General features: G+C 63.2%; 22 protein-coding genes and 1 riboswitch. Of the genes, 13 read left to right on the plus strand and 9 right to left on the minus strand.

Annotation, left to right across the window (positions count from 1 at the left end):
* The first annotated feature begins 22 nt into the window (after nt 1-22).
* A riboswitch (guanidine-I (ykkC/yxkD leader) is annotated at nt 23-138 on the plus strand.
* A 102-nt stretch (nt 139-240) separates the two neighbouring features.
* From NKJ55_RS09695 to NKJ55_RS09725, 7 genes are all read left to right on the plus strand, one after another.
* Complete coding sequence (locus NKJ55_RS09695) at nt 241-1305, plus strand: putative urea ABC transporter substrate-binding protein (RefSeq protein WP_352449698.1); 1065 nt, start codon at nt 241-243, stop codon at nt 1303-1305.
* 38 nt (nt 1306-1343) lie between these two features.
* Nucleotides 1344-2222, plus strand: coding sequence for an ABC transporter permease (locus NKJ55_RS09700; RefSeq protein WP_352449784.1), 879 nt, complete (start codon nt 1344-1346; stop codon nt 2220-2222).
* Nucleotides 2219-3028 carry an ATP-binding cassette domain-containing protein gene (locus tag NKJ55_RS09705; protein WP_352449699.1) on the plus strand — a complete coding sequence of 270 codons (810 nt, stop codon included), beginning with the start codon at nt 2219-2221 and terminating at the stop codon, nt 3026-3028. Before NKJ55_RS09700 ends, NKJ55_RS09705 begins: the two co-directional genes overlap by 4 nt.
* Before the next feature lie 10 nt (nt 3029-3038).
* Complete coding sequence (locus tag NKJ55_RS09710) at nt 3039-4247, plus strand: agmatinase family protein (RefSeq protein ID WP_352449700.1); 1209 nt, start codon at nt 3039-3041, stop codon at nt 4245-4247.
* Nucleotides 4248-4249: 2 nt separating this feature from the next.
* A complete protein-coding gene (locus NKJ55_RS09715) occupies nt 4250-4789 on the plus strand; it encodes a hypothetical protein (protein WP_352449701.1) in 540 nt (179 codons plus the stop codon).
* Nucleotides 4790-4836: 47 nt separating this feature from the next.
* Nucleotides 4837-5430 carry a HupE/UreJ family protein gene (locus NKJ55_RS09720; protein WP_352449702.1) on the plus strand — a complete coding sequence of 198 codons (594 nt, stop codon included), beginning with the start codon at nt 4837-4839 and terminating at the stop codon, nt 5428-5430.
* Nucleotides 5431-5768: 338 nt separating this feature from the next.
* Nucleotides 5769-5891: a hypothetical protein gene (locus NKJ55_RS09725; RefSeq protein WP_352449789.1), complete on the plus strand. Its 123-nt coding sequence runs from the start codon at nt 5769-5771 to the stop codon at nt 5889-5891.
* Nucleotides 5892-6303: 412 nt separating this feature from the next.
* Here the strand turns inward: NKJ55_RS09725 and msuE are convergent, their stop codons facing one another.
* From msuE to NKJ55_RS09755, 6 genes are all read right to left on the minus strand, one after another.
* Nucleotides 6304-6894 carry an FMN reductase gene (msuE, locus tag NKJ55_RS09730; RefSeq protein WP_352449703.1) on the minus strand — a complete coding sequence of 197 codons (591 nt, stop codon included), beginning with the start codon at nt 6892-6894 and terminating at the stop codon, nt 6304-6306.
* Between the two features lie 72 nt (nt 6895-6966).
* A complete protein-coding gene (locus NKJ55_RS09735) occupies nt 6967-8022 on the minus strand; it encodes an aldo/keto reductase (protein WP_352449704.1) in 1056 nt (351 codons plus the stop codon).
* Between the two features lie 20 nt (nt 8023-8042).
* On the minus strand, nt 8043-8990 hold the full coding sequence (locus NKJ55_RS09740; protein ID WP_352449705.1) for an ABC transporter ATP-binding protein: 948 nt from the start codon (nt 8988-8990) through the stop codon (nt 8043-8045).
* Complete coding sequence (locus NKJ55_RS09745; protein ID WP_352449706.1) at nt 8968-9966, minus strand: ABC transporter ATP-binding protein; 999 nt, start codon at nt 9964-9966, stop codon at nt 8968-8970. The genes NKJ55_RS09740 and NKJ55_RS09745 overlap by 23 nt, the downstream gene beginning before the upstream one ends.
* 2 nt (nt 9967-9968) lie before the next feature.
* The gene (locus tag NKJ55_RS09750; protein WP_352449707.1) at nt 9969-10967 is read right to left on the minus strand and encodes an ABC transporter permease; all 999 of its coding nucleotides are present in this window, start codon (nt 10965-10967) and stop codon (nt 9969-9971) included.
* Entirely contained in the window at nt 10967-11953 is a 987-nt protein-coding gene (locus NKJ55_RS09755) for an ABC transporter permease (protein WP_352449708.1), read from the minus strand. Before NKJ55_RS09755 ends, NKJ55_RS09750 begins: the two co-directional genes overlap by 1 nt.
* Nucleotides 11954-12267: 314 nt before the next feature.
* On the opposite strand from NKJ55_RS09755, the gene NKJ55_RS09760 reads away from it, so the two are divergent.
* From NKJ55_RS09760 to NKJ55_RS09780, 5 genes are read left to right on the plus strand one after another with little or no spacing between them, the layout of a single operon-like run.
* Nucleotides 12268-13878 (plus strand): ABC transporter substrate-binding protein, encoded by a 1611-nt coding sequence (locus NKJ55_RS09760; RefSeq protein WP_352449709.1) that lies wholly within the window; start codon nt 12268-12270, stop codon nt 13876-13878.
* 60 nt (nt 13879-13938) lie between these two features.
* Nucleotides 13939-15123 carry an LLM class flavin-dependent oxidoreductase gene (locus NKJ55_RS09765; protein ID WP_352449710.1) on the plus strand — a complete coding sequence of 395 codons (1185 nt, stop codon included), beginning with the start codon at nt 13939-13941 and terminating at the stop codon, nt 15121-15123.
* Nucleotides 15124-15132: 9 nt separating this feature from the next.
* Nucleotides 15133-16170: an ABC transporter substrate-binding protein gene (locus NKJ55_RS09770; RefSeq protein ID WP_352449711.1), complete on the plus strand. Its 1038-nt coding sequence runs from the start codon at nt 15133-15135 to the stop codon at nt 16168-16170.
* An 18-nt stretch (nt 16171-16188) separates the two neighbouring features.
* Nucleotides 16189-17406 carry an acyl-CoA dehydrogenase family protein gene (locus NKJ55_RS09775; protein WP_352449785.1) on the plus strand — a complete coding sequence of 406 codons (1218 nt, stop codon included), beginning with the start codon at nt 16189-16191 and terminating at the stop codon, nt 17404-17406.
* Between the two features lie 5 nt (nt 17407-17411).
* Complete coding sequence (locus tag NKJ55_RS09780) at nt 17412-18674, plus strand: FAD-dependent oxidoreductase (RefSeq protein ID WP_352449712.1); 1263 nt, start codon at nt 17412-17414, stop codon at nt 18672-18674.
* 36 nt (nt 18675-18710) lie between these two features.
* Here NKJ55_RS09780 and NKJ55_RS09785 read toward each other — a convergent pair whose 3' ends face one another.
* Nucleotides 18711-19802, minus strand: a complete 1092-nt coding sequence (locus tag NKJ55_RS09785) for a rhodanese-like domain-containing protein (RefSeq protein ID WP_352449713.1) — start codon at nt 19800-19802, stop codon at nt 18711-18713.
* Nucleotides 19799-21160 (minus strand): LLM class flavin-dependent oxidoreductase, encoded by a 1362-nt coding sequence (locus NKJ55_RS09790; protein ID WP_502901474.1) that lies wholly within the window; start codon nt 21158-21160, stop codon nt 19799-19801. The genes NKJ55_RS09785 and NKJ55_RS09790 overlap by 4 nt, the downstream gene beginning before the upstream one ends.
* Nucleotides 21161-21341: 181 nt before the next feature.
* Here NKJ55_RS09790 and NKJ55_RS09795 point away from each other — a divergent pair, with 181 nt between their 5' ends.
* Nucleotides 21342-22781 carry an FAD/NAD(P)-binding protein gene (locus tag NKJ55_RS09795; protein WP_352449715.1) on the plus strand — a complete coding sequence of 480 codons (1440 nt, stop codon included), beginning with the start codon at nt 21342-21344 and terminating at the stop codon, nt 22779-22781.
* An 80-nt stretch (nt 22782-22861) separates the two neighbouring features.
* Here the strand turns inward: NKJ55_RS09795 and NKJ55_RS09800 are convergent, their stop codons facing one another.
* Nucleotides 22862-24457 carry an ABC transporter substrate-binding protein gene (locus tag NKJ55_RS09800; RefSeq protein ID WP_352449716.1) on the minus strand — a complete coding sequence of 532 codons (1596 nt, stop codon included), beginning with the start codon at nt 24455-24457 and terminating at the stop codon, nt 22862-22864.
* Nucleotides 24458-24529 lie beyond the last annotated feature (72 nt).

A 24529-nucleotide genomic window follows, 5' to 3' on the forward strand; every position in this document is an offset into this window, starting at 1 on the left:
CGCCCCTTGCTTCGTTATTCACGTGCAGAGCGTCTAGGGTTCCGGCCGTGTCGATCACGGTGCTGGTCCAAGAGACGCGACCGCTTGAGATGCATTGAGGCATCTGGCGGAACACGGCGGGCCAAAATCCCGGGAGAACCCTGCACGGGTTTGCTGGCGCGAACCTCTCCCGGATGCGCGCTCCGTGAACCCCCCAAACAGACGTTCGGACGCAATCCGGATCGCAAACAGGGGTATGTAATGCTTCGCAAACTGGCCACAATCATCCTAGCCGCATCACTCAGCCTCCCCTTCATCTCAGCCGCGCAAGCGGCGCCCAAGAAAGACTTCAAGATTTGCTGGTCGATCTATGTCGGCTGGATGCCGTGGGGCTATCTTTCCGACAGCGGCATCATGAAGAAGTGGGCCGACAAATACGGCATCAATGTCGAGATCACCCGCATCAACGACTATGTCGAGAGCATCAACCAGTACACGGCCGGCGGCTTTGACGGCTGTTCGATGACCAACATGGATGCGCTTTCGATCCCGGCCGGCGGCGGTGTCGACACGACGGCCTTGATCGTCGGCGATTTCTCCAACGGCAACGACGCGGTCATCCTCAAGAACAAGACCGCGCTCAAGGATATTGCCGGCCAGAAGGTCAATCTCGTCGAGCTCTCCGTCTCACATTACCTACTTGCGCGCGCGCTGGAGACGGTGGGGTTGGCCGAAAAGGACATTACGGTGGTGAACACCTCCGATGCCGACATGGTCGCTGCCTACGGCACCAGTGACGTCACCTCCGTCGTCACCTGGAATCCGCTGGTCTCGGAAATCGCTGCCATGCCGGGCGCCCACAAGGTATTCGATTCGACTGAGATCCCCGGCGAGATCATCGACATGATGGTCGTCAACACCGCGACGCTGAAGGACAATCCGGCCTTGGGCAAGGCGCTTGTCGGTGCATGGTATGAAGCCATGGCGCTGATGACGTCGGGCACGCCCGAAGGCAAGGCGGCCAAGGAAGAGATGGCCAAGGCGTCGGGGACGGATCTTGCCGGTTTCGACGCTCAGCTTGCATCAACGGCGATGTTCTTCGAGCCGGCCAAGGCGGTCGCATTCACCAACGGCGCCGAACTGCCGAAGACCATGGATCTGGTGCGCAACTTCCTGTTCAGCCACGGCATTCTTGGTACCAACGCGCCGAGCGTCGACGTGATCGGCATGAGCTTCTCCGACGGCTCGACGCTGGGCGATGTCAACAACGTCAAGCTGCGCTTCGATCCGGCCTTTATGGCAGAGGCGGCGGGCGGAACGCTCTGACGCGGGAGCGCGACATGCTAGCCAGAGGAACCGGCATCATGCAGGCCGCAGCAGGCCCCGAAGTCGCGCGCCTGCAACTTAGCAGGCCGAAAGGGCGGCTTCGCATCATCAACGCGACGGTCTCCCGCGGCGGAGCGTTGCTGCTTGGGACGCTTCCGTTTGCCGCCGTGGCGATTGCCTATCTCTTCGCTTCGTCGCAAAGGCTGGCGGTCAATCCCAGCGACAAGCTGCTGCCCTCCCCTGCACAGATGTGGTCGGCCTTTTCAGACCTGGCGACAGTGCCGGACAAGCGCTCCGGCGACCTGATCCTGTGGGCCGACACCTATGCCAGCCTGATCAGACTGTTCGCCGGAGTCGGCATGGCCACGCTGGTGGCGCTCAGCCTTGGCGTCGCCATAGGTTTCATCCCGCGCGTCAGGGCCTTTCTACTGCCCTTGGTCACAGTTGTCTGCGTCATCCCGCCACTGGCGCTGCTGCCGATCCTGTTCATTGCGCTCGGCCTCGGCGAAACGGCCAAGATCACCTTGATCGCTCTCGGCGTCACACCGGTCATGGTGCGCGACATCGCCAACCGGGTGATGGAATTGCCGCCGGAGCTCGTCGCCAAGGCACAGACGCTCGGCGGCAACAGCTGGACCATGGTGCTCAGGCTGGTGCTGCCACAGGTCATGCCGCGCCTCATCACTTGCGTACGGCTGGCGCTTGGGCCGGCCTGGCTGTTCCTGATCGCGGCAGAAGCCATCGCCTCCACCGAGGGGCTCGGCTACCGCATCTTCCTCGTTCGTCGCTACCTATCGATGGACGTCATCCTGCCTTACGTCGCCTGGATCACGCTGCTTGCGGTAATGACCGACTGGCTGCTCGTGCGGCTCTCTCACATCATCTCGCCTTGGGCGCATCCGGTGCGGACCAGATGAGCCGGATCCTCGTCCATAGGCTGGAGAAGAGCTACGGCGACGCCCGCGTGCTGGAACGGGTCAACGTCTCCGCCGAAGCGGGTGAATTCCTGTCGCTGGTTGGCGCCAGCGGTTGTGGAAAATCGACGTTCCTGCGCATCCTGCTTGGCCAGGAACAGCAAAGTGGCGGCGTGGTCATCGTCGGCGACCAGCCGATCGTGCCGGAACCGACGCCGCAGCGCGGCATCGTCTTCCAGCGCTATTCCGTGTTTCCGCATCTGACCGCGCTCCAGAACTTGCTGCTGGTCGAGGACTTCCGTTCGGGCGGACCGTTCGGCCGCGTCTTCGGCGCCAGGCGCAAAAGCGCCAGGCAAGAAGCCGAAACCATGCTGGAACGGGTCGGGCTTGGCCATGCGCGCGACCTCTATCCGGCCACGCTTTCTGGCGGCATGCAGCAGCGGCTGGCGATCGCGCAGACCTTGCTCGGCCGGCCGCAGATCCTGCTTCTCGACGAGCCGTTCGGCGCACTCGATCCCGGTATTCGCATCGAGATGCATGAGCTGCTCACCGAGCTCTGGACCGAGCACGGCATGACCGTGGTCATGGTCACCCACGATATCGGCGAGGCATTCAAGCTCGGCACCCGCGTGCTGGTCTTCGACAAGGTGCGCCACGACCCCCAGTTCCCGTCCGCCTATGGCGCGACGATCACCTACGATCTGAAGCTCGACCGCAAGCACCGGGCTTCCGCACGAGACGTGGCCGAAGTGGCCGCGATGGTCGGGACGACCCGACTGGATAGCGCAATCGCGACGACGGCGTCGTGAAGGAGGTTTCATGCACAGAGATAGTCCAGAACGCCGGCATCGTCGCGCCGGGCTCACCGACCACCAGCCACGCCAACGCTTCCACCATCCGAACTTCGAGATCCGCGACATGCAGGGCTGGAAGTCGATCGAGGCGGAAGGAAAGCTGCCCGAGGATGGCTGGCGCAAGGAACAGAAATGGGCACTCGACATGGGCCTGCCCGGATCGGATTCGATCATCGACAAGTCGATCCCGACATTCGCGCGAGGCGAGTTGCCGCATTTCGCCGGCATCAACACCTTCCTCAAGGCGCCCTATGTCGAAAACGTCCGCGATGTCGGCAGATATGACGCTGCCGTCATGGGCATTCCTTTCGACAGCGGCACCACTTACCGGCCCGGAACCCGCTTCGGGCCGCAAGGCATGCGCCGCATCTCGGCGCTCTACACGCCTTACAATTATGAGCTCGGTGTCGACCTGCGCGAGCAGATGACGCTTTGCGACGCCGGCGACGTCTTCACCATCCCCGCCAATCTCGAAAAGAGCTTCGACCAGATCACCAAGGGCGTCAGCCATGTCGCCTCTTCCGGGGCGCTGCCGATCATGCTCGGCGGCGACCATTCGATAGGATTTCCGTGCGTGCGCGGCATCGCCGACGTGACCTCCAAGCGAATCGGCATCATCCATTTCGACCGCCACATCGACATCCAGGAAAAGGATCTCGACGAACGTATGCACACGACGCCCTGGTATTGGGCGACCAACCTGCCGAACGTCTCGGCCAGCAATCTGGTGCAGCTCGGTATCGGCGGCTGGCAGGTGCCGCGCTACGGCGTCGCCGAGGCGCGGAAGCGCGGCACCAACGTGCTGACGATTTCCGATATCGAACAGATGGGGCTGGAGAAGGCGGCGGAGATCGCGCTCGAACTCGCATGGAAGGGCACCGACGCCGTATACATCTCCTTCGATGTCGACAGCATCGATTGCGGTTTCGTGCCTGGTACTGGCTGGCCGGAGCCCGGTGGCTTCCTGCCGCGCGAGGCACTGAAGCTGCTCGGGCTAGTGTCGGCGCCCGGCATCTGCGGACTGGAAGTGGTCGAGGTGTCGCCGCCCTACGACACGTCAGACATCACGGCGCTGTTTGGCGTGCGGGTTGTCGTCGAGGCGCTCGGCTCGATGGTCGCGCACGGCAATCTCGGCAAGCACAAATCCATCATCGACAAGCCGACGAGCTTTTGACCATGCCCGATGATCATCACCACCACAGCCATGACCATGGCGACGGTCACCATCACGGGCCGAACGGTCATCATCACCATCCCCACCCCGTCGGCCACAACGGGCCGGCCGGCAAGCCGTTGCAATGGCAGACACCGCATCTACCGCACGACCATGCGCCCGAACCCGCCGACGCGCCGGCGACGGATCTCGATCTCGTCGAGATCGCGTTTCTCGAAGGGTTTTCGCGGGCGCCCGACCCCTCCAGTTTCCTGCGCCTCGCCGGAATTCCCTTCGTCGGCGAAACCGCCGACGGCATGCGGCTGCATCTCCTGCGCGTCGAGACGCAGGACATGGTCGATGTCGGCGCCGTCATGCCGATGATCGGCGGCGCTGGCGTCACCTATCACCCGCTGCCCGCGAAACTGACGTCGCGCCGGCGCCGCCTGGCCTTCGTCTACCATGACGGCAAGGCACAAACGCCCCTTGACTTCGGCGAGGCGCGACTTCTGGCCGACAGGTCCGGCGCCGCACAATTCACCATGCCAGGGGCCGGACAATGAGCACCGGCCTTGAACCGATCGCACCCCTATCAAACAGGTCCAGAACCATGAACAGAACGCTTTCATTCTTCGGCAGACTCGCCCTGGCAGCCGCCACAACCCTCATCCCCTCATTGGCCTTCGCCCATAGCGGCGGATTTCATGCCCACGGGTTTGTAGACGGCCTTCAGCACCCGCTGACCGGTATGGACCACCTGCTTGCCATGATGGCTGTCGGCATCATTGCCGCTCGCGCCGGCGGCAAGGGGATCATCATCGTGCCGTCGTGCTTTGTCTCGGCGATGCTCGCTGGCGCCCTGCTCGGTATCGCCGGCATCGGCCTGCCCTCACTGGAAACCGGCATAACGCTATCGCTGGTGGTCTTCGGCGCCATGATGGCGCTTGCCAAGCCGCTTCCGCTCGCTGTGGCCGCCTCGCTGACTGCTCTCTTCGCCCTCTTCCACGGCAATGCCCATGGCCTCGAAATTCCCGAGACGGCCAGCGGCATCGCTTATGCGGTCGGCTTCGTGGTCGCTACTTCGGCTCTTCACGCGACCGGCGCGTTAGCCGCCCTAACACTTCGGCGCTGGCCGCGAGCCATCCGCACGGCAGGGGTCGGCACGTCGTTGGTCGGCGTGGCGCTGGCGGCACAGATCATCTGAACCGCAGCCCATTCATCTGCGATGAACAGGAGGCGAAGGCGTGATCAACCGGCTAACCGTTTGGCAGCGCATCCGAAACGTGCTGTACCAGATCCTGAAGACCCGGTCTGAGCGACTCTGATCTCATCCGGAGATTGAGGCTAGCAGCTTGCCGTACGCCGCGCGCGCGTACGGAGCGGTCCGCCGTGGGTCGCGATTAACTTCCTAGCTGCAGCCGGACGGGCTTGCCTGACGTCGCCGGCCTGTTCCCAGCTACGCCAAATGATCGCCGTCGTGAACTCCGCGCCGGCGAGCGTGACTTGGACGGCACCGCTGCTGGCGGCCTCCCGGGCGAGGTCATGAAGAACTGGCGTGTCAAAGCGCCGAACACATTCGATCGCGAATTCGGCTTCTCACGCATGGGCTACGAGATCGCCGCAGGGTGGGGTGCGGCGATGGCCGATGTAGCATCCAGACAGTAGTTCGAGGTTGATTGCGACGGGGCTATGCGCGGATTTCCATTCCAAACACCCTGCCGGCGTCGTTCAAGCACTTGATAAACGATCCTGACACTCCACCGGCGGTTGGCAACACATCTGCGGCCTCCGGAGGCCCACCATAAGTCAATAAAATCAAACGCTATGGACGGCGGTTCGCCAGTTATTACTTGGCTACCCGAACCAAAACACACCCCTAAGTCATTGATAAATAATAACAATGGTGGGCCCGGAGGATGCATCAAAAGCTTGATTTCATTGACTTTTTCGTGGGCCAAAATCAGAAATCTTCCCGTATCGTTCCGTATGGTTCCGTCGCCGATGTCGGCCAAAACACCGAACGTTCTGCTTATTTGGCCGTCCAAGGCATCCGGCACCTGCTCGAACCCGATATCCGTCAGGCCGAAGCCGCCCGGACCGGTTGGCTCTTCGGCTGGCGCGGTGAAAGCAGGGCAACGAATTGATCCACGGCCTGCCCGGCCCGCGCCAGAACCAGCGAATCTACGAGCTTGCCGTCGGCAAAGTCGCTGTCACTGCCATAGACGGCGCTCGGCACCGTCAGGGCGGAGTAAAAGCCAAACAGCGGGCGAAGCTGATGTTCGACTACCAGCGCGTGGCGCTGGCCACCACCCGTCGCGCCGATCAGGACCGGCCGGTCGACGAGCGCCAGTGGATCGATGAGGTCGAACAGATGCTTGAACAGGCCAGCATAGGAGCCGTTGTAGACCGGCGTCGTGACGATCAGCGCGTCGGCCTGTTCGACCGCGTTTACCACATTCAGCGCCTCCGGCGTCAATTCCTTTCGAGTAAACGCAGCACCCAGACCACGGCCGGCATCGACAAGATCGAGGAAATTTACTGTGACAGACAATCTTTCGCGCAGCGCCTCGCCGAGATGATGCGCCAGCGTCCGCGACTTCGACGGCCTGTGGGTGTTGCCCGAAAGCACGACGATGTTCTGGCGCAGCCGTTCGACGTGGAAATTCATGGGCTCTCTCATCTGTCCAAAGCAATTGGAAACGGGGGCGGGGCGCCGGCCCCGCCATTTCGTCGGCGACCGTCAGGCGGCGCGCAGAGGCCGTGTCAGCGGGATCGGCGCGGCCGGCTCCGAACGCGGCACGCGGCCTTCGACCGGATGGCTCGGATCATTGAACCCATGCGTTGAGGCATGGCCGGCGGTGACGAGGCGGTCGACAAAGGCCTCGTCCTCGGCGCTCAGCCTGAAGTCCAGCGCCTTCGCATAGCTGTCCCACTGTTCCTCGGTGCGCGGGCCGGCGATCGCCGCCGTGATCAGCCGGTTGTTCAACACCCAGGCCAGCGCGAAATCGGCGGCCGAGACGCCGCGTGACTTTGCGTGCGCCGCGATCTGCCTGGCGATCTCAATCGATTCCGGGCGCCACTCGGTCTCGGCGATGCGCTTGTCGCCACGGCCGGCCCGCGTGTCGGCGGCAGGCGCCTGGTTCGGCTCGTATTTGCCGGTCAGCACGCCGCGCGCCAGCGGGCTGTAGGAGACGACGCCAAGACCGTAATAGGCGGCCGCCGGCAGCTGTTCGGCCTCGGCGGTGCGGTTGACGATGTTGTAGAGCGGCTGGCTGGCCACCGGCCGGTCGATGCCGAGTTCATCGGCCAGATGCGCGACTTCGGCGATGCGCCAGCCACGAAAGTTGGAGACGCCGAAATAGCGCAGCTTGCCCTGGCGGATCAGGTCGGCGATCACCCGCACCGGCTCTTCCAGCGGCGCATCGAAGACGGCGCGGTGGAAGTAGAACAGGTCGATATAGTCTGTTCCCAGGCGCCGCAGGCTGTTCTCGACCGTCTGGATCACCCATTTGCGCGAATGGCCGCCGAGATTAGCCCCCTTGTCATGCGAGTTGACGAACTTAGTCGCCACGACCCAATGATCGCGCGTCGCCTTGATGCCGCGACCGACGACTTCCTCGGACTTGCCGTTGTGGTAGACGTCGGCGGTGTCAATGAAGTTGATGCCTTGCTCGCGCGCCTTGTCGATGATGCGATGCGCGACCGTCTCCTCGGTCGGCCCGCCGAACATCATCGTGCCCAGGCTGAGCGGCGAAACCTTCAGGGCGCTGCGGCCAAGATAGCGGTAATCGGACATTTTTCTGCTCCGTTGAACTTTCAATTGAGGGTTGGTTCGGCGTAGTGGCAGGCGACGTGGTGTCCGGGCGAGATCGCCCGGAATGCCGGCTCCTGCGAACGGCATAGATCCGTCGCCAGCGGGCAGCGCGTGTGAAAGCGGCAACCGTTCGGGATGTTCTGCGGGCTCGGCAGATCGCCATGGATCGGCGCGGCCTGGCGGCGCCGCGACGGGTCCGGCACGGCATCCATCAGCGCGCGCGTGTAGGGATGCTGGGGCGAGGTCCACAGCGTCGAATTGTCGGCGCTTTCGACGATGCGGCCGAGATACATGACCAGCACCCGGTCGGCGAAATAGCGGACGACTGATAGATCGTGCGAAATGAAGAGATAGGACAGGCCGAGCTGACGTTTCATGTCGACCAACAGGTTCAGAATCTGCGCCTGGATCGAAAGGTCGAGCGCCGATACCGGCTCGTCGCATACAACCAGTTCCGGATTGAGGATCAGCGCCCGGGCGATGCCGATGCGCTGGCGTTGCCCGCCGGAAAATTCATGCGGGTAGCGGCCAAGCGAATCCCTCGGCAGACCGACACGCTCGATGATGTCCTCGACGATGGTGCGCCGCTCGGCCGTGTTGCCGATGCCATGGACCTTCAGTGGTGCTGTCAGGATGTCGCCGATCGTGTGGCGCGGATTAAGCGATGCGAACGGATCCTGGAAGATCATCTGAATATTACGGCGCGCCGCCTTCAGCCGGCGCGCGTCGAGAACGGTGATGTCGGTGCCGTTGAACTCGATCCTGCCGCTAGTCGGGTCGACCAGCCGCATGATGGTCTTGCCTAGCGTCGATTTTCCGCAACCGCTTTCGCCGACGAGACCAACCGTCTCGCCGCGTCCGACTTCGAGGGATACGCCATCGACGGCACGCAGCGTGCCGCCCTGGGCGTGGAAATGGGTGGAAAGGTCAGAGACCGAGAGCAGCGCCATGCGCAACCTCCGGAATGAAGCTGTAGGGGCAGGCGACTAGACGATCCTCGCTCACCTCGACGAGGGCGGGCACGAAATGGGCGCAGCTGTCGCGCGCCACCGTGCAGCGCGGGCGGAACGGGCAGCCCTTCTCGACGGCGGCCGAGACGATGCTGCCGGGAATCTCGGTCAGCCTGGCGTCGCGGTAGTGGAGATTGGTCTTCAGCCTTGGCGAAGCGGCCAGCAGGCCGCGCGTATAGGGGTGAAGAGGTGTTCTGAACAGTGCGTCCGGCAGCGCCTGTTCAACCTTGCGGCCGGCATACATGACGACGACCTTGTCGGCCCATTGTGCGACGACACCAAGATCATGGGTGATGAGCACGACAGCCATCGACAGTTCGCGGCGTAGCGTATCGAGCAGGTCGAGCACCTGCGCCTGGATGGTCACGTCGAGCGCCGTCGTCGGTTCGTCGGCAATCAGCAGGCGCGGTCGGCAGGCAACGGCGATGGCAATCATGACGCGCTGGCGCATGCCGCCGGAAAGCTGGTGCGGATAGTCGTCGATGCGCCGCTGCGGATCGGGAATGCGAACCAGATTGAGAAGTTCGATGGCACGGTTCCGCGCTGCCTTGCCGCGTATGCCTTCGTGCAGCGTCAGCACCTCGGTGATCTGCCGGCCGATGGTCAGCACCGGATTGAGCGACGTCATCGGCTCCTGGAAGATCATGGCGATCTCGCGTCCGCGCAGGTTCCGCATAGCCTTCTGGTCGAGACCGAGCAGGTCCTTGCCGGCGAATTCGATCCGGCCATTGGGTATTTTCGCCGAGCGCGGGAGAAGCTGCATCAGGGCGAGCGCGGTCAGCGACTTGCCGGAGCCTGATTCACCAACGATCGCCAGCGTCTCGCCCTCACCGACCTCGAAGCTCAGCCGGCTGACCGGCTCAGTGTTCGGGAAGCGAACCGTCAGATTGTCGATCCTGAGCAAAGGAGCCGCCATCTCTATCGCTCCTGTGAGAAGCGCGGGTTGAGCGCGTCGTTGAGGCCGTCACCGATCAGGTTCAGCGCCAGCACGGTAAAGACGATCGCCAGTCCCGGAAGCGCTGTCAGATACCAAGCGGTGCGGATCAATTCCCTGCCCGCTCCGATCATCGAGCCCCAGCTGACGACGTTGGGATCGCCGAGGCCCATGAAGGACAGTGCCGATTCCATCAGGATCGCGGTCGCCACCATCACCGACGAGGTCACGATCAACGGCGGCAGCGCATTGGGCAGGATCTCGCGGAAGATAATGCGGGCATGGCCGCAGCCGAGGCTGCGGGCGGCCATGACGAAATCCTTCTCGCGGATGGCCCGGAATTCGGCGCGGGTCAACCGCGCCACCGTCGGCCAGGTGATGACGGCGATCGCCACTGTCACGACAGGCGCGGTCGGCTGCGCGATCGCCACCATGACGACCAGAAGCACGAAGCTCGGTATGGTCTGAAAGATCTCGATCAGGCGCACCAGCAGGTCGTCGATCCAGCCGCCAAAGTAGCCGGCGGCGGCGCCGACCAGGATGCCGAAGCTGAGGCCGAGCGCGGTCGCCACCAGGCCGACGAACAGCGAAATCCGCGCGCCATGCAGAATGCCGGAAAGCACATCGCGGCCCATGGAGTCCGTGCCCAGTGGGAAGGCTGGGTTCTGGCCCGGCCACAGGAAGGGCCGGGCCACCATCGATAGCGGATCGGCCGGATAGAGGACTGGTGCGAGCAGTGCGGCCAGCACGACCAACGACAGGAACACCACGCCGAACATGGCATTGGGATTGCGCAGGAAGACCTTCAGCGCACGCCCGCCAGCGGCTATCGGCACCGATGCTGCCGAAGCGGAGCGTGCGTCGGGCGCGTGGAGATTGCTCCAGCTCTTTGCCTCGGGCTCAGGCGGTGCCGCAGGCCCGCGAGCATCGGCATGGAGACGGCGGGAACGGGCATCGCCCGCGGCGAAATCGGTGGAAGCCATCAGCGTACTCCGATACGGGGATCGAGCCAGGCGTGCAGAAGATCGACGGTCGCGTTGGCGATGATGACCAGCAGCGACGACAACAGAAGGATGCCGAGCAGCACGGTGAAATCGCGGCCCATGACCGCTTCGAAGGCGAGACGCCCGAGGCCGGGCCAGGAATAGACGGTCTCGACAACCACGGCGCCGCCGAGCATGCCGCCAACATGCATGCCGGCCATGGTGGTAATGGGGATCAGCGCGTTGCGCAGGACATGGCGAATGGTGATGATGGCCGGCGGCAGGCCCTTGGCTGCGGCGGTGCGCACGTAGTCCTGCGACTGGACCTCCAGCATCGCCGCTCGTGTCAGCCGCGCATAGATCGCCACGTAGAACAGCGCCAGCGACAGTGCCGGCAGGATCATGTAGCGCGCCCTGTCCCAGAGCCCGGCAAGGCCGGTCAGGTTGCTGCCGATGGTTCCCGAGCCGCCGCTCGGCAGCCAGCCGAGCTTGACCGAAAACAGCACGATCAGCATCAAGCCGATCCAGAAACCCGGGATTGAATAGAACAGCAGCGAAATAACGGAGAGCACACGATCCGGCAGGCGCCCGGCAAACACCGCCATCACCGATCCAAGGGCGAGGCCGAGCACAATGGCGACGGCCAGAGCCACCGCCATCAGCACCAGCGTGCCGGGCAGCCGCTGGCCGATCAGGTCGGCGACCGGCATGCCGTAGCGCGGCGAAAAGCCGAGGCTGAAATGCGCCAGATTGTAGAGATAGTTGAACAGCTGGACGAGAAGCGGATTGTCGAGCCCGAAGCGCTGGCGAAGCGCCGCCATCGTTTCGACAGTGGCCGAGCCAGCCTCGCCGGCCATGACATCGGCGGCGTCGCCGGGCGCGAGCTGCAGCAGGAAGAAATTCAGGATGACGATGCCCAGAACGGTCGGCACCGCCTGGATGGCGGTGCGCCGGAAGGTTCTGCCAATGCGCGTCAGGGTCGACATCGTTTTCGCTATCCCGGCTGTGGCTGACGATGCGGGTTTGCTGTTTCCCGGAAAGTTCCGCGCTTTTTAGTTGACAAGATTTATAGACATTGTCAAACCTGATTTAAGAAATTTTATCCTGCAATTGGCTTCATTGCAGAATAGAATTTTATTTCATACTACAAACTTAGCTGTTTGAAGCATGAAATCTTAAGCGCGGGAGCAGGTCGGCCAAATCTTTTCGCAAACGGACCCGCTCTTGGAACAACGGATTTTTAACCTGGTGGCCGACGATCGGTCGATCGGGTCCGGCAGCAAAAAAGGACCAGGACGCGATGTCTCATTTCCTCAGTCCGAACCGCCGCAGGTTCCTCGGCATCTCGGCAGCCGCGCTCGGAGCGACCCTATTGCCTGCATCGCGCAGCGCCTACGCCGCCGAGCCGAAACAGGGTGGAACGGCGACGCTGGTGCTCTCGGCTGAGCCGCCTGTGCTGACGACCATCGCCCACACGGCATTCAATTCGGTCTACGTCTCGGCAAAGACCACCGAAGGCCTGCTGACCTATGATTTCGATCTCACGCCGCGCCCATCCCTGGCCAGACAATGGTCAGTCAGTGACGATGGGCTGCAATACACCTTCAAGCTGCGCGAAGGCGTGAAGTGGCATGATGGCCAGCCGTTCACCGCCGCCGACGTCGCCTATTCGATCACCACGATCAGAGAGGTTCATCCGCGCGGCCGCAACACCTTCCTCAACCTTGTAGACATCCAGACGCCGGATCCGCTGACCGTGACGCTGGTCCTGTCGAGGCCGGCGCCTTACCTGATCACGGCCTTGGCCGCGGCCGAAACGCCGATCGTGCCGAAGCACCTCTATGACGGCACAAAGGCAGCCGAAAATCCGGTCAACGTCGCTCCGGTCGGCACCGGCCCGTTCGTCTTCAAGGAATGGGTGCGCGGCAGCCACATCGTTTACGAACGCAATCCTGACTACTGGGACGCACCGCGCCCCTATCTCGACCGGTTGATCGTGCGCTTCATCGCGGACGCTTCGGCGCGCGCGCTGGCGCTGGAGACAGGCGAGATCGATCTGGCGCCGGCAACGCCGATTCCGTACAGCGATTTGCAGCGTTTTGAGACGCTGCCGCATATCGGCTTCGAGGAACAGGGCTACCAATATTCAAATGGCATCAGCCGGGTCGAGTTCAACCTGGAGAAATCCTATTTCCAGGATGTTCGCGTCCGCCGTGCCTTCGCCCATGTCATCGACCGCAACGTCATCCGCGAGACGATCAACTATGGCTATGGCGAAACCATTCCAGGCCCGATCAACCCCAATCTGAAGAAGTGGTTCATCGCCGACCTGAAGACCTATCCGGTCGACACGGCCGCCGCCGATAAACTGCTCGATGAAGCAGGCTTGCCGCGCGACGCCAACGGTACCCGGCTCAAGCTTGTCCACGACTATGTCCCGAGCGGCGAAACCTACAAGCGCGGCGCCGACTACATCAAGCAGGCATTGGCCGCGGTCGGGATCGAGGTCACCGTGCGCAGCCAGGATTTCGCCACCTACACCAAGCGCATCTACACCGACCGCGACTTCGACTTCACCTTCAACGGCATGAGCAATCTGTTCGACCCGACGGTAGGCGTACAGCGCCTCTACTGGTCTAAGAATTTCAAACCCGGCGTGCCGTTCTCCAACGGTTCGAAATACAGCAATGCCAAGGTCGACGAACTTCTTGAAGCGGCCGCCGTCGAGGTCGACCACGAAAAGCGCTTCGAGCAATGGGCCGCGATCCAGCAGATTGTGGTCGAGGACCTGCCCGATATCGGCATCGTCAGCCAACCGGAAATCACCCTCTACAACAGGCGCATAGCCGGTCACACGGTGGGCGCCGAGGGCAATGCCGGCTCCCTCGCAACCGCCCATATCGTCGCCTGAGCCCTGACCCGTGCGCGGTCCTTCGCGCGGGTTCCCTTCCTCCACCCGAGAAAGTTCGCCATGACGCTCGCCCACAAGCCTGGTTCCATCGTCGGCACGCCCTTCTTCAAGGCGCCGACCGACTATCCGGACAGCCCGCTGTCGAAAGCGCTTCAGCAGCCGGTGCTAATCGGGCTGTTCCTGCCGATCCAGGCAGGTGGCTGGACCAACTCGACGCTGCCGCGCTCGACCGACTGGCGCTTCGACTACAATCGCGATCTGACGTTGAAGGCCGAGGAGCTTGGCTTCGACCTCGTCTTCGCGCTCAGCCAGTGGCTGCCCAAGGGCGGTTATGGCGGTGTCTTCAACGGCCAGGCGCTGGACAGTTTCGTGTCCGTGGCGGCGATGGCCGCGATTACCAAGAAGATCATGCTGATTTCGACCATGCATGTTCTCTACGGTCCCTGGCATCCGCTGCATCTGGCGAAATTCGGCGCCACGCTCGACCACATCTCCGGCGGCCGCTGGGGCATCAACGTGGTCACCGGCCATCGCGCCGTCGAACATGAAATGTTCGGCTGGAACCGTATCGAGCACGACCGCCGCTATGAACTCGCCGCCGAGTTCGTCGAAGTGCTACAGCGACTGTGGCAGGACGACGAGAATTTCTCATTCTCCGGAGAATCGAGCTGGAAGCTCAATGGCGGCTTCGTCACACCGAAGCCGAATTACGGCCGGCCGATCCTGGTCAACGCCACTGGCTCCGATGCCGGCATTTCCTTTGCCGGCCGCTATTCCGACATCGTCTTCGTCACCAGCCCGGCCGGCTCCGACATCGCCAGCGCGCTGGAAGCGCTGCCGGCGCATACGAAGAAGGTGAAGGACGCAGCCCTCGGCGTCGGCCGCAAGGTGCGCACGCTGCTCAACCCGCTGGTCATCAGCAGGCCGACCGAGAAGGAAGCCTGGGCGGTCGCCGATGAGATCGTCGCCCATGCCGACAGCCGCACGCCGAAAGGCTTCCAGACTTTCAACAGCGATGCCCAGGCCTGGAAAGGACGCGAGGGCCGCGACGATCCCTACGCCAAGGTCGGCGGCAACATCTATCTCATCGGCACGCCCGAACAGATCGTCGACCAGTTCGTCAAGCTCAAGGACGCCGGCATTGACGGCCTGCAGCTGTCCTTTTTCGATTTCAAGCCTGACCTCGAATTCTTCGGCGAGAACATCCTGCCGCTGATGAAGCAGGCTGGCCTGCGCAACACCTGAGGAGCAATCATGACCGCGACTGCGATCTCCGAAATCTGGTACACACGCTGCCCGGTGCCGACGCCTGTCGGGCTCGCCGCACAGCTCGGGCTTCTCGACGAGACCTTTCGCAAGGAGGGGATCGAATTGAAGTCGATCATCGATTCGGCCAATCGCGACATCCGCCAGAGCCATTTCAACCACACGCTCGACTGGTCGTTCCGCCACGGCGGCAACGTGCCGCCGATCCGCGCGCGGTCCGAAGGGCGCAAGACGCGTCTCGTCGGCATCACTTGGACCGACGAATTCCAGGCAATCATCGCCCTGCCCGGTTGCGGCATCAGGACAACCCAGGACCTGAAAGGCCGCCGCTTCGGCATCGCCCGGCGCCCCGAGGGAATCGTCGACTTCATGCGAGCGACGGCGTTGAAGGGACTGGTCTCGGCGCTCTCGCTCGAGGGCCTTGGCTATGGCGACGTCGAGATCGTCGACATAGCGCTGGCCGACAGCGTGCTCGACAGCCAGGAAGGACCGTCGCTGTTCGGCCTCAAGCGCAAGCAGGCCTATGGTGAGGAAGCCGCAGCCCTGATCCGGGGCGAGGTCGACGCCATCTATGTCAAAGGCACGGCCGGCATCAATGTCGCCAATCTGATCGGCGCCATCCAGGTCGTGGAATTCGGCTTCCACCCCGACCCGAACATCCGCATCAATTCCGGTTCGCCGCGCGTGCTGACCGTCGATGAACTGCTGGCGGAACAACGCCCCGATCTGGTCGCGCGACTGATCGAGACCATCCTGCGCGCCAGTGCCTGGGCCGAGGCGCATCCGGAAGAGACGCAGCGCTTTGTTGCCCGCGAAGCCGGGGCCACCGAGGAACAGGTGCTGGCCGCCAATGGTCCGGATGTCCATAAGCATCTCGGCCTCGGACTGCAGCCTGAGCTCGTCGCAGCGGTTTCCCACTATAAGAGTTTCCTGCGCGACTGGGGCTTCCTCGCCGGCGATTTCGACGTCGAGCACTGGGTCGATCGCCGGCCGCTCGATCTGGTGAACATTCGCGCCGCCGCCTGAGAGAAAGCCAACGTCATGATGTCGACAATTGCCGAGTTTCCGCAACTCCTCGAGAAAGTGGCCGGCCTTGCCGACGACTTCGCGCTGACCGCCGCGCATCACGACGCGACCGGGGAATTCCCATTCGCCAATTTCGACCGGCTTCACCAGGCGGGGCTGCTTGGCCTGGTCACGGCGCGCGAACATGGCGGCTTCGGTGGCGGGCTGACGGAAGCACAGGCGGTGATCGCCGAGATTGGCCGTGGCGAGCCGTCGACGGCGCTGGTGCTAGCCATGCACTACAACAGCCAGTATGCGATGCGGAAATCCGGAAAATGGCCGCGCCATCTGGTTCAGCGGATTGTCGAGGCTGGCCGTCTTGGCCCTGCTTTGATCAACGCCGCGCAAGCCGAGCCGCGGATTGGCTCGCCCGCCCATGGCAAGCCGCCCGAAACCATTGCCCGGCGCGACGGCAACGTCTGGCGGATATCCGGCCACAAAAACTACGTCACCGGCATTCCTATTCTGAAATGGGTGAACTTGCTGGCGCTGACCGACGAGCCGCAGCCGCGTCTGGCTTCATTCCTGGTGCCGACCGACGCGCCCGGATTGCGCGTCGAAAAGACATGGAACGCCACCGGCATGCGGGCCACCGCCAGCGACGATGTCATTCTCGACAATGTCGCGATCCCTGCAGAAGACATCACCGAGGCGCAGCCGGCGTCCGAGCCGCTGAGGCGCGAGGAAGGCGCGACAGCGTTCTTCTTCTCGCTGATCGGCGCGGTCTATCACGGTGCCGCCCGTGCTGCCCGTGACCGGCTGGTCTCCTTTGTCAGCACGCACGCGCCGGCAAGTCTTGGTGCGCCGCTGTCGACCGTGCCGCACATCCAGTCAGGGCTGGGCGACATAGAGGTTCGGCTTGCGAGCAGCGCGCGGCTGCTGCGTTCGCTCGCCGAAGATGTCGACGCCGGCCGGCCTGTGGGCACCGACGGCATGACGGTCAGGCATGTCGTCATCGACAATGCCGTTGCCGTCACCTCGCTGGCGCTGGAGCTTGCCGGCAATCCAGGCCTTAACAGAGATTTCCAGCTTGAGCGCCACCACCGTGATGCGCTGACCGCCCGTTCCCACGCACCGCAGAACCACATGATCCGCACGATCGCCGCCAAGGCGACGCTCAGCCGCCATACCGCCCGACAGCTGGCCGAGACACCGGCTATTGCCGCTGGCAAGCCCAAGCTCGCCGCGGTCGGTTGAGCGCCATGACAACAGAACATGTCGAAGTCGCCATCATCGGCGGAGGCCCCGGCGGCCTGACACTGGCGCAAGGCCTGAAGAAGAACAGCATCAGTGTCGCGGTCTTCGAGAAGGACCGCGCCCGCACCGACTATGTCCAGGGTTTTCGTCTGCGCATCCGCCAGCGCGGCATCGATTCGCTGATCGCCAATTTACCGCCGGAACTCTACGACGCTTTTGTCGCCACGCTCGGCCAGGCGCCGGATCGCAACATCCTGCTGGACGAGAATTTCAAGATCCTGGGCGAGGATGCCTGGGGCGGCGGCAACGCGCCGGGCGAGGCCGACGACACGCATATCGAAAAATCGGTAAGCCGTATCACGCTGCGCCAGGTGCTGCTCTCTGGCCTCGACGGCATCATGCGCTATGGCAAGGTCTTTTCACGCTACGACGAGCAGCCGGATGGTTCGGTCGTCGCGCATTTCGAGGACGGTTCGGCAATCCATGCCGATGTGCTGGTCGGAGCCGACGGCGCCCGCTCGCGCGTGCGCCAGCAGCTGGTGCCGCATGCCAGGAGCTTCGATACAGGCGTCAGGCGCCTAGCCGGCAAGATGACGCTGCATGCGGCAGCCCTTCACCAGATCTCGCCGCTGCTACTCGACTACAATGCCGGCGTCAGGCCAACCGAAGGTCATGGGCTTATGGTCACCAGCCACAGGGTCAATGTCGACGCATTACGAAAGCATGGACTGATCAGGCTGGGCGACGCCACCCACAAGGATTTTTCCGGTTTCCATTTCAACAACACCACCAGCTATGTCTGGTGGAACACGGCTTACGAAAAGGACGAACTTGCCACGGACGACGCGCTGGCAAAGCTCTCCGGTTCAGAACTGATTGACCTGCTGATCTCGAAGATCGCCCACTGGCACCCGGAAATCCTCAACCTCATCCGCTACACCGACCCATCGACGGTGGCGCTGCTTCATGTCCACAGCTCCGAACCTGTCGATCCCTGGCCGACGAAACCGGTGACGCTGCTTGGCGATGCCATCCACGCCATGACCTATTTTCGCGCGCTTGGCGGCAACACCGCGATCTACGACGCCGGGCTGCTGGTGCCAGAGCTGGTGGCCGCCAAACGCGGCGACAAGCCGCTTCTCCAGGCGCTGTCGGAGTATGAGGCCAAGATGCTGGAGCACGGCGCCAAAGCCGTGCGGTCTTCGCTGACGGCGATGCAGAAGAACGTGCTGGCGGGCCGTCGCCGCCAATCGGAAGCCGCCGAATAGTGGCCCCCGAAAAAATCGCCTGACAGTGCTCCTGCCCTACGCCGCTTCCACCAGGCTGGCCGACTGGAAGTCATACAAGAGGATCGCGATCTCGAAGCCGCGCCGCTGCAGCCAATGCGCCGTCGTCGCCGCGCGGACACCGAGCAGATCGTCGATCAGCACGACGCGGGCGCCGCGCACGGCGATGGTGCGATAGGCGACAGCGAGCAACTGCCCGCCCTCAGACGCGATCGACCCCGGAATATGCGCTTCGGCGAACTCGTCGGGCGTGCGCACGTCAAGCAGGTAGGTCGTCCGCTTTTCGTCCTTCGCCCAGTTCGCGGCCGTGGCCGCATTGATGCGGGGAAAGCTGTCGCCTTCGGCAAGCTTTGCGATGTGCTCCCCGGCGAAACGCTTGGCATCCTCGCTTGCCGGACCATAGATTGCGGTCTTGCCGGTTTCGAGTGCAAGACCGGCCTCGCGCCATGCCTTGGTGCCGTCGTGCAGATAGGCGACCCGGTTGGGCACGCCGGCATCGATCAGTGTCTGCGCCCCGATGATGGCGCGCGGCAGGCCGGCGCAGGAGACGACAACCTGCGTCTCCGGTGACGGCACCAGGTCGGCGAAGCGCAGCACCAGCTCGGCGCCCGGCACGCTGATGGCGCCCGGCACATGGTCCTTTTCGAACTCCGCCACCGTGCGGCTGTCGAGCACCACCACCTCGGCGCCTGGGCCTGTGAGCACCGCGAGCTCTTCAACGCTGACGACCGGGGTCCCCTTCTCGTCGCGGATCGCCAGCGAAAAATCGACGCCCGGCGTATCGAAGGTCGGCAGGTCTTCAACGCCGCTTTGCGTCCATTCCGGAATTCCACCGTTCAGCGAAAACAGCTGGGTACGGCCATACCCCACCAGTCGTTCGACAAGTTGCTCGGCAACGCCGCTGCCGTCGTCCGCCAGCACGGTGCGCACCGATTTGCGCGGGATGAAGCGGTCGATCTCGGCCTCGACCTGAGCCGCGGGCAGGTTGGTGGCGAACAGCGGCGATGCGTATCCGACAGTCGCGCTGTCGCGAATGTCTAGCACCGCCAGTTCTTCGCCATCCGCCAGCCATTGGCGAAACATTTTCGAATCGATCGTCCTGTCGCTCATGATGCTTTCCTCTCTTGCTGTTCAGCGGCGCCACGGATCGGACGCGCAAGGCCGAGGTTCTCGCGCAACGTCCCGCCTTCGTAAGCAGTCCGGAACAGACGCCGCCGCTGCAGCTCCGGAATGACGAGGTCGACAAAATCGGTGAGGCCCGTCGGCAGGATCGGCGGCATGACGTTGAAGCCGTCCGCCGCGCCACCGGCGAACCACTCCTCCATCATGTCGGCCACATCCTTTGGCGTGCCGACGATCTGGAAATGGCCGCGCGCGCCGGCAACGGCGAGATACAATTGCCGGATGGTCAGGTTCCGGTTCGCAGCTAATTCGGAAACGACTTTCAGGCGGCTCTTCACAGAATCGGAACTGCCGAGTTCGGGCAACGGCCCATCGAGTGGGTGGCTGGAAAGATCGATGCCGCCGAGCAGTCCGGAAACCAGGGCGACGCCGACCACCGGATCGACCAGCCGCTGGATCGCGTCGAACTTGTCCTCGGCTTCCGCGCGCGTCGGCGCGACGACCGGGAAGACGCCGGGCATGATCTTCAAAGAATCGGCAGAGCGACCAAAGGAGCCCAACCGGCCTTTCAGCTCGCTGTAAAAACCTCGGGCCGATTCGATGGTCGGATGGGCGGTGAAAACCACCTCCGCCGTCCGCGCCGCCAGCTGCTGGCCGGCATCGGAAGAGCCGGCCTGAACGATGACGGGATGGCCCTGCGGCGGGCGGGCGACGTTGAGCGGCCCTTTGACGCGGAAATGCCGGCCGGCATGGTTCGGGGCGTGGATGCCATGCCTGTCGATGGCGATCCCCGAAACCTTGTCGGCGACGAAGGCATCGTCGTCCCAGCTGTCCCACAGCTTCTTCGCGACGGCGACGAATTCCTCGGCGCGGTCGTAGCGGTCGGCATGAACGGGATGCTGGTCGCGGCTGAAATTCGCCGCCGCCGGCGCATCGGCCGAAGTGACGACGTTCCAGCCCGTTCTGCCGCCGCTCAGATGGTCGATCGAGGCGAACAGCCGCGCCAGATGGAACGGCTCCCAATAGGTGGTCGAGGCGGTGGCGACGAGCCCAATCCTCTGCGTCACGGTCGAGAGCGCCGACAAAAGCGTCAGCGGCTCGAAATGCACGACATGGCCGGTGCGCTCGAAGGTCTCGATCGGCTGCTCGCCATTGCGCGCGCTGAGGCTGTCGGCCAGGAACACCATGTCGAACAGGCCACGCTCGGCAGTGCGCGCGGCGTCCGCATAGTGCTGAAAGCTCAGGCCCGGATTGGCAGGCACATCGGGATGGCGCCAGGCAGCGACATGATGGCCCGGTCCGCGAACAAAGGCTCCAAGCCCTATCTTTCGATTTTCAGTCATCAGCGGTTCTCGGGCTGGTCGCAAAGGGCGTTCCTATCTATCGCTTGCCAAACCCGCTGAGTGAAAGAATGCCTTTCGCCAGCTGGCAATTATTGTTTTTTGACATCGGGTTACGGGAAAGCACGATGATCGTTGCCGGGGCGATGGGCTAGAGCCACGACCACCGGCGTCGCAAAGGTTCTTGATGCTTCATACCCCTTCCTCCCCGCTACGCTCGATCCCTCGTTCAATCATCATCGTTGGCGGCGGCTTTGCCGGCGCGGTTACCGCGATCAAGCTGCTCGACCGTTCAACTGAGCCGCTGGCAATCACCATCATCGAGCGCCGGGCCGAGCTCGGTCGCGGCGTTGCCTATAGCACCGTCGATCCACAACACCTCGTCAACGGCGCGGCGCGCATCTTCTCGCTGCATCCGGACGATCCCGATCACCTCGTTCGCTGGCTTATGGCGAATGGGCCGGAGCACGGCTGGACACCGCCCGAGGATGTCCCGGACTCAAGCCCGCCGCGCTGGCTGTTCGGCAGCTATGTCCAGTCGGAACTGACGAGAGCGATCAAAGACGCGGACGGGCGTTCCTGGCTGCGCCATATCAACGCATCGGCTATCGACATGCAGACGGGTCCGTCCGGTGTCTGCGTCGGCACCAGCGATGGCCAGCAACTGCTGGCCGATGAGGCCGTGCTCGCAACCGGGGTGTTCCAGAGCGAGCCGTCCACCACGGAAGCAGCCATCGTCAGCGATCCCCGTTATGTCGCCAATCCCTGGGATTCGGCGGCGCTCGATCGGCTCGCCGGCAGCAAGGAACTGCTGCTGATCGGCTCCAGCCTCAGCATGGTCGACGTCGTCGCCAGCATGGAAGCGCGCGGCTTCAAAGGTAGCTATCGCGTCGTGTCGCGGCGCGGACAGATCGTCGAGCCGAGGCGCAACGCGGAAGCGTGGCGCGATTTCCTCGCGGGGCGGCCGCTGCCGAAAACCACCAGGGCGCTTCTCGCACTGGTCAAGGCCGAACGCCGGGCAATCGAAACCACCGGCCTGGACTGGCAAGGGCTGCCACTGACGATCCGGCCGTGGATCCTGGCCTTGTGGCGAGGCGCCACCGACAGGGAGCGCTTGAAGTTCGCACGCCATCTGCGCGCCTTCTGGGATGTCACCGCGCACCGGGCGGCGCCACCGAGCTTTGAGCGCGTGGCACTGGCGCGAAGCCAAGGCCGTTGGACGGGTGGGGCGGGACGGGTGCTGGCACTCCATCCGCAGGCAAATGGCATCGTCGCTGAAATCCGCTGGCGCGACACCGGCGCGGTCGAACGGCTGCGCTTCGACGGTGTCGTCAACTGCCGCGGCCATCAGGAGCATGACTGGCGGCGGATCGCCGATCCATTCGTCCGCAGCCTGCTTGAGAACGGCATCGTCAGGCCGAATGCGACCGGCTTCGGCATCGACGCGACGCATGGCGGCCAAGTGATTGCCGGTAACGGCAAGACCCATGGCAATCTGTTCGCCATCGGCCATCCGCTGCGCGGCGTCGCCTGGGAATCGAGCTCAATCGGCGAACAACTGGCGCAGGCCATAGCCCTTGCCGGCCTTCTGGTCGGCGCCAGCCCAAGGCTGCGTGCTTTGGCCTGAAGTTGCCGGCTTTGCGAAATGGAAGAAACGAAAAGGGCCGCAGCTCGACGCGGCCCTTCTCTCATGATTGCCCGGCAGATTTAGGCGTTCGGGTCGAGATAGGCGTCGGCGAAATTCGCTGACAGGCCTTCGGCGCCAGGCGCGTAGTTCTTGACGGTTTTGCGGGCGATAATGATGGTCGGTGGCGCGATCAGATTGATGATCGGCAACTCGTCGGCGATGATCTCCTGGAACTTGAAGAAGAGCTGCTTGCGCTTGGCCTCGTCGAGCTCGACCGATGCGGCTTCCAACAACCGGTCAACCTCCGGGTTCTCATAGTGCGCGCCGTTGGAGAACGGCAGCCCTTTCTTGATGTTCTTCGACCAGTAGAGCCGCTGCGCGCCGGCGCTCGGATCGAAGATGTTGCCGCAGGATTCCGTCGACAGGTCCCATGTGCGGTCGGTGTAGATGGTCTTGACATAGGTGCCGAAGTCGAATTTTTCGATCTCGGCATCGATGCCGATCTTGGCTAATGCCTGCTTGAGGAAGTCGGCATAGCCCCACGGGTTGTAGGGATTGTTGGTGAGCCTGAGCTTGAAGCGTACGCCGTCAGCCCCACGCTTGAAACCGGCCTCGTCGAGCAGTTTTTCCGAGAGCGCCGTATCGAACGTCGCGGCCTTCACATCGGGATCGAAATACTTCTTGTTGACGACGCTGATCGGCGTCGGCGAGACTTGGCCATAACCGTAAAACACGATTGCATTGATCGCGTCGAGGTCGATCGCGTGCGCGATTGCCTGACGGACCTTCTTCTGCTTCAGGATCGGGTTTTCGAGGTTGATGATCAGTTGGTGCAGCGGGCCGCTATAGGCGAAGACCGTGCTGTCGACGACGAATTGCGGCAGCGCCTTGAAACGCTCCAGATCGGCGAAGGCCACCGGGTTCGGTCCGATGTCGACCTCGCCCGTTTCGAGCGCCGCGGCGCGCGCGCCCGGATCGGTGATGAAGCGGAAAATGATCCGGTCGAGATAGGGTTTAGGCGCATCCCAATAGGTCGGATTCTTTTCGACGAGGATGTGGCTGCCCTTTACCCATTCCTTCAGCACAAACGGCCCGCTGCCGATGATCTGCTCGAAGGACGGATCGTCGGCCGGCTTCAGCTTCTCGTAAATATGTTTGGGCACGATAGGCGATTCCGTCGCGGCCAGCCCCGAAATCAGCGCGGCGGACGGCTTCGACAACTTGATCTTCACGATATGCGGGTCCGACGTGTCAATATCGGTGACGTTCTGGAAGGTGATGCGCCCGCGCGGATGCGCTTCGCGCAGCCGGGAGATCGAAAAGGCCACGTCCTCGGAGGTCAAATCATGGCCATCGCTGAACTTCACCCCCTGGCGCAGCTTGAAGACGTATTCGAGCCCGTCGTCGCTGATCGACCATTCGGTGGCCAGTTGCGGTCGCGGATTGAGATCGTAGTCGTAGGCGAGCAGGCCGTCGAAAATCTTCGGACCGATGGTGGCCGGTCCGCCGGCGCTGGTGTTGATGGAAACGATCTGGTTCGGCTCGGGATAGTAGACGAAATTGAGCGTGCCGCCGGCCACGGGCTTTGCGTCTTCGGCGAATACTCCAGCGGGGAGCGCGGTACTCGCGCCGGCCAGCAGCAGGAACTGATTGAACAGGCGTCGGTTGATGGTCATGGTCGGTACTCCGCGTTTGCGCGATTTATCTTTCATGGAGAAAAGTCGGGATCGTCGTTTTCACGCGCCGGT

Source organism: Mesorhizobium sp. M0106, assembly GCF_040322715.1.
GTDB lineage: Bacteria > Pseudomonadota > Alphaproteobacteria > Rhizobiales > Rhizobiaceae > Mesorhizobium.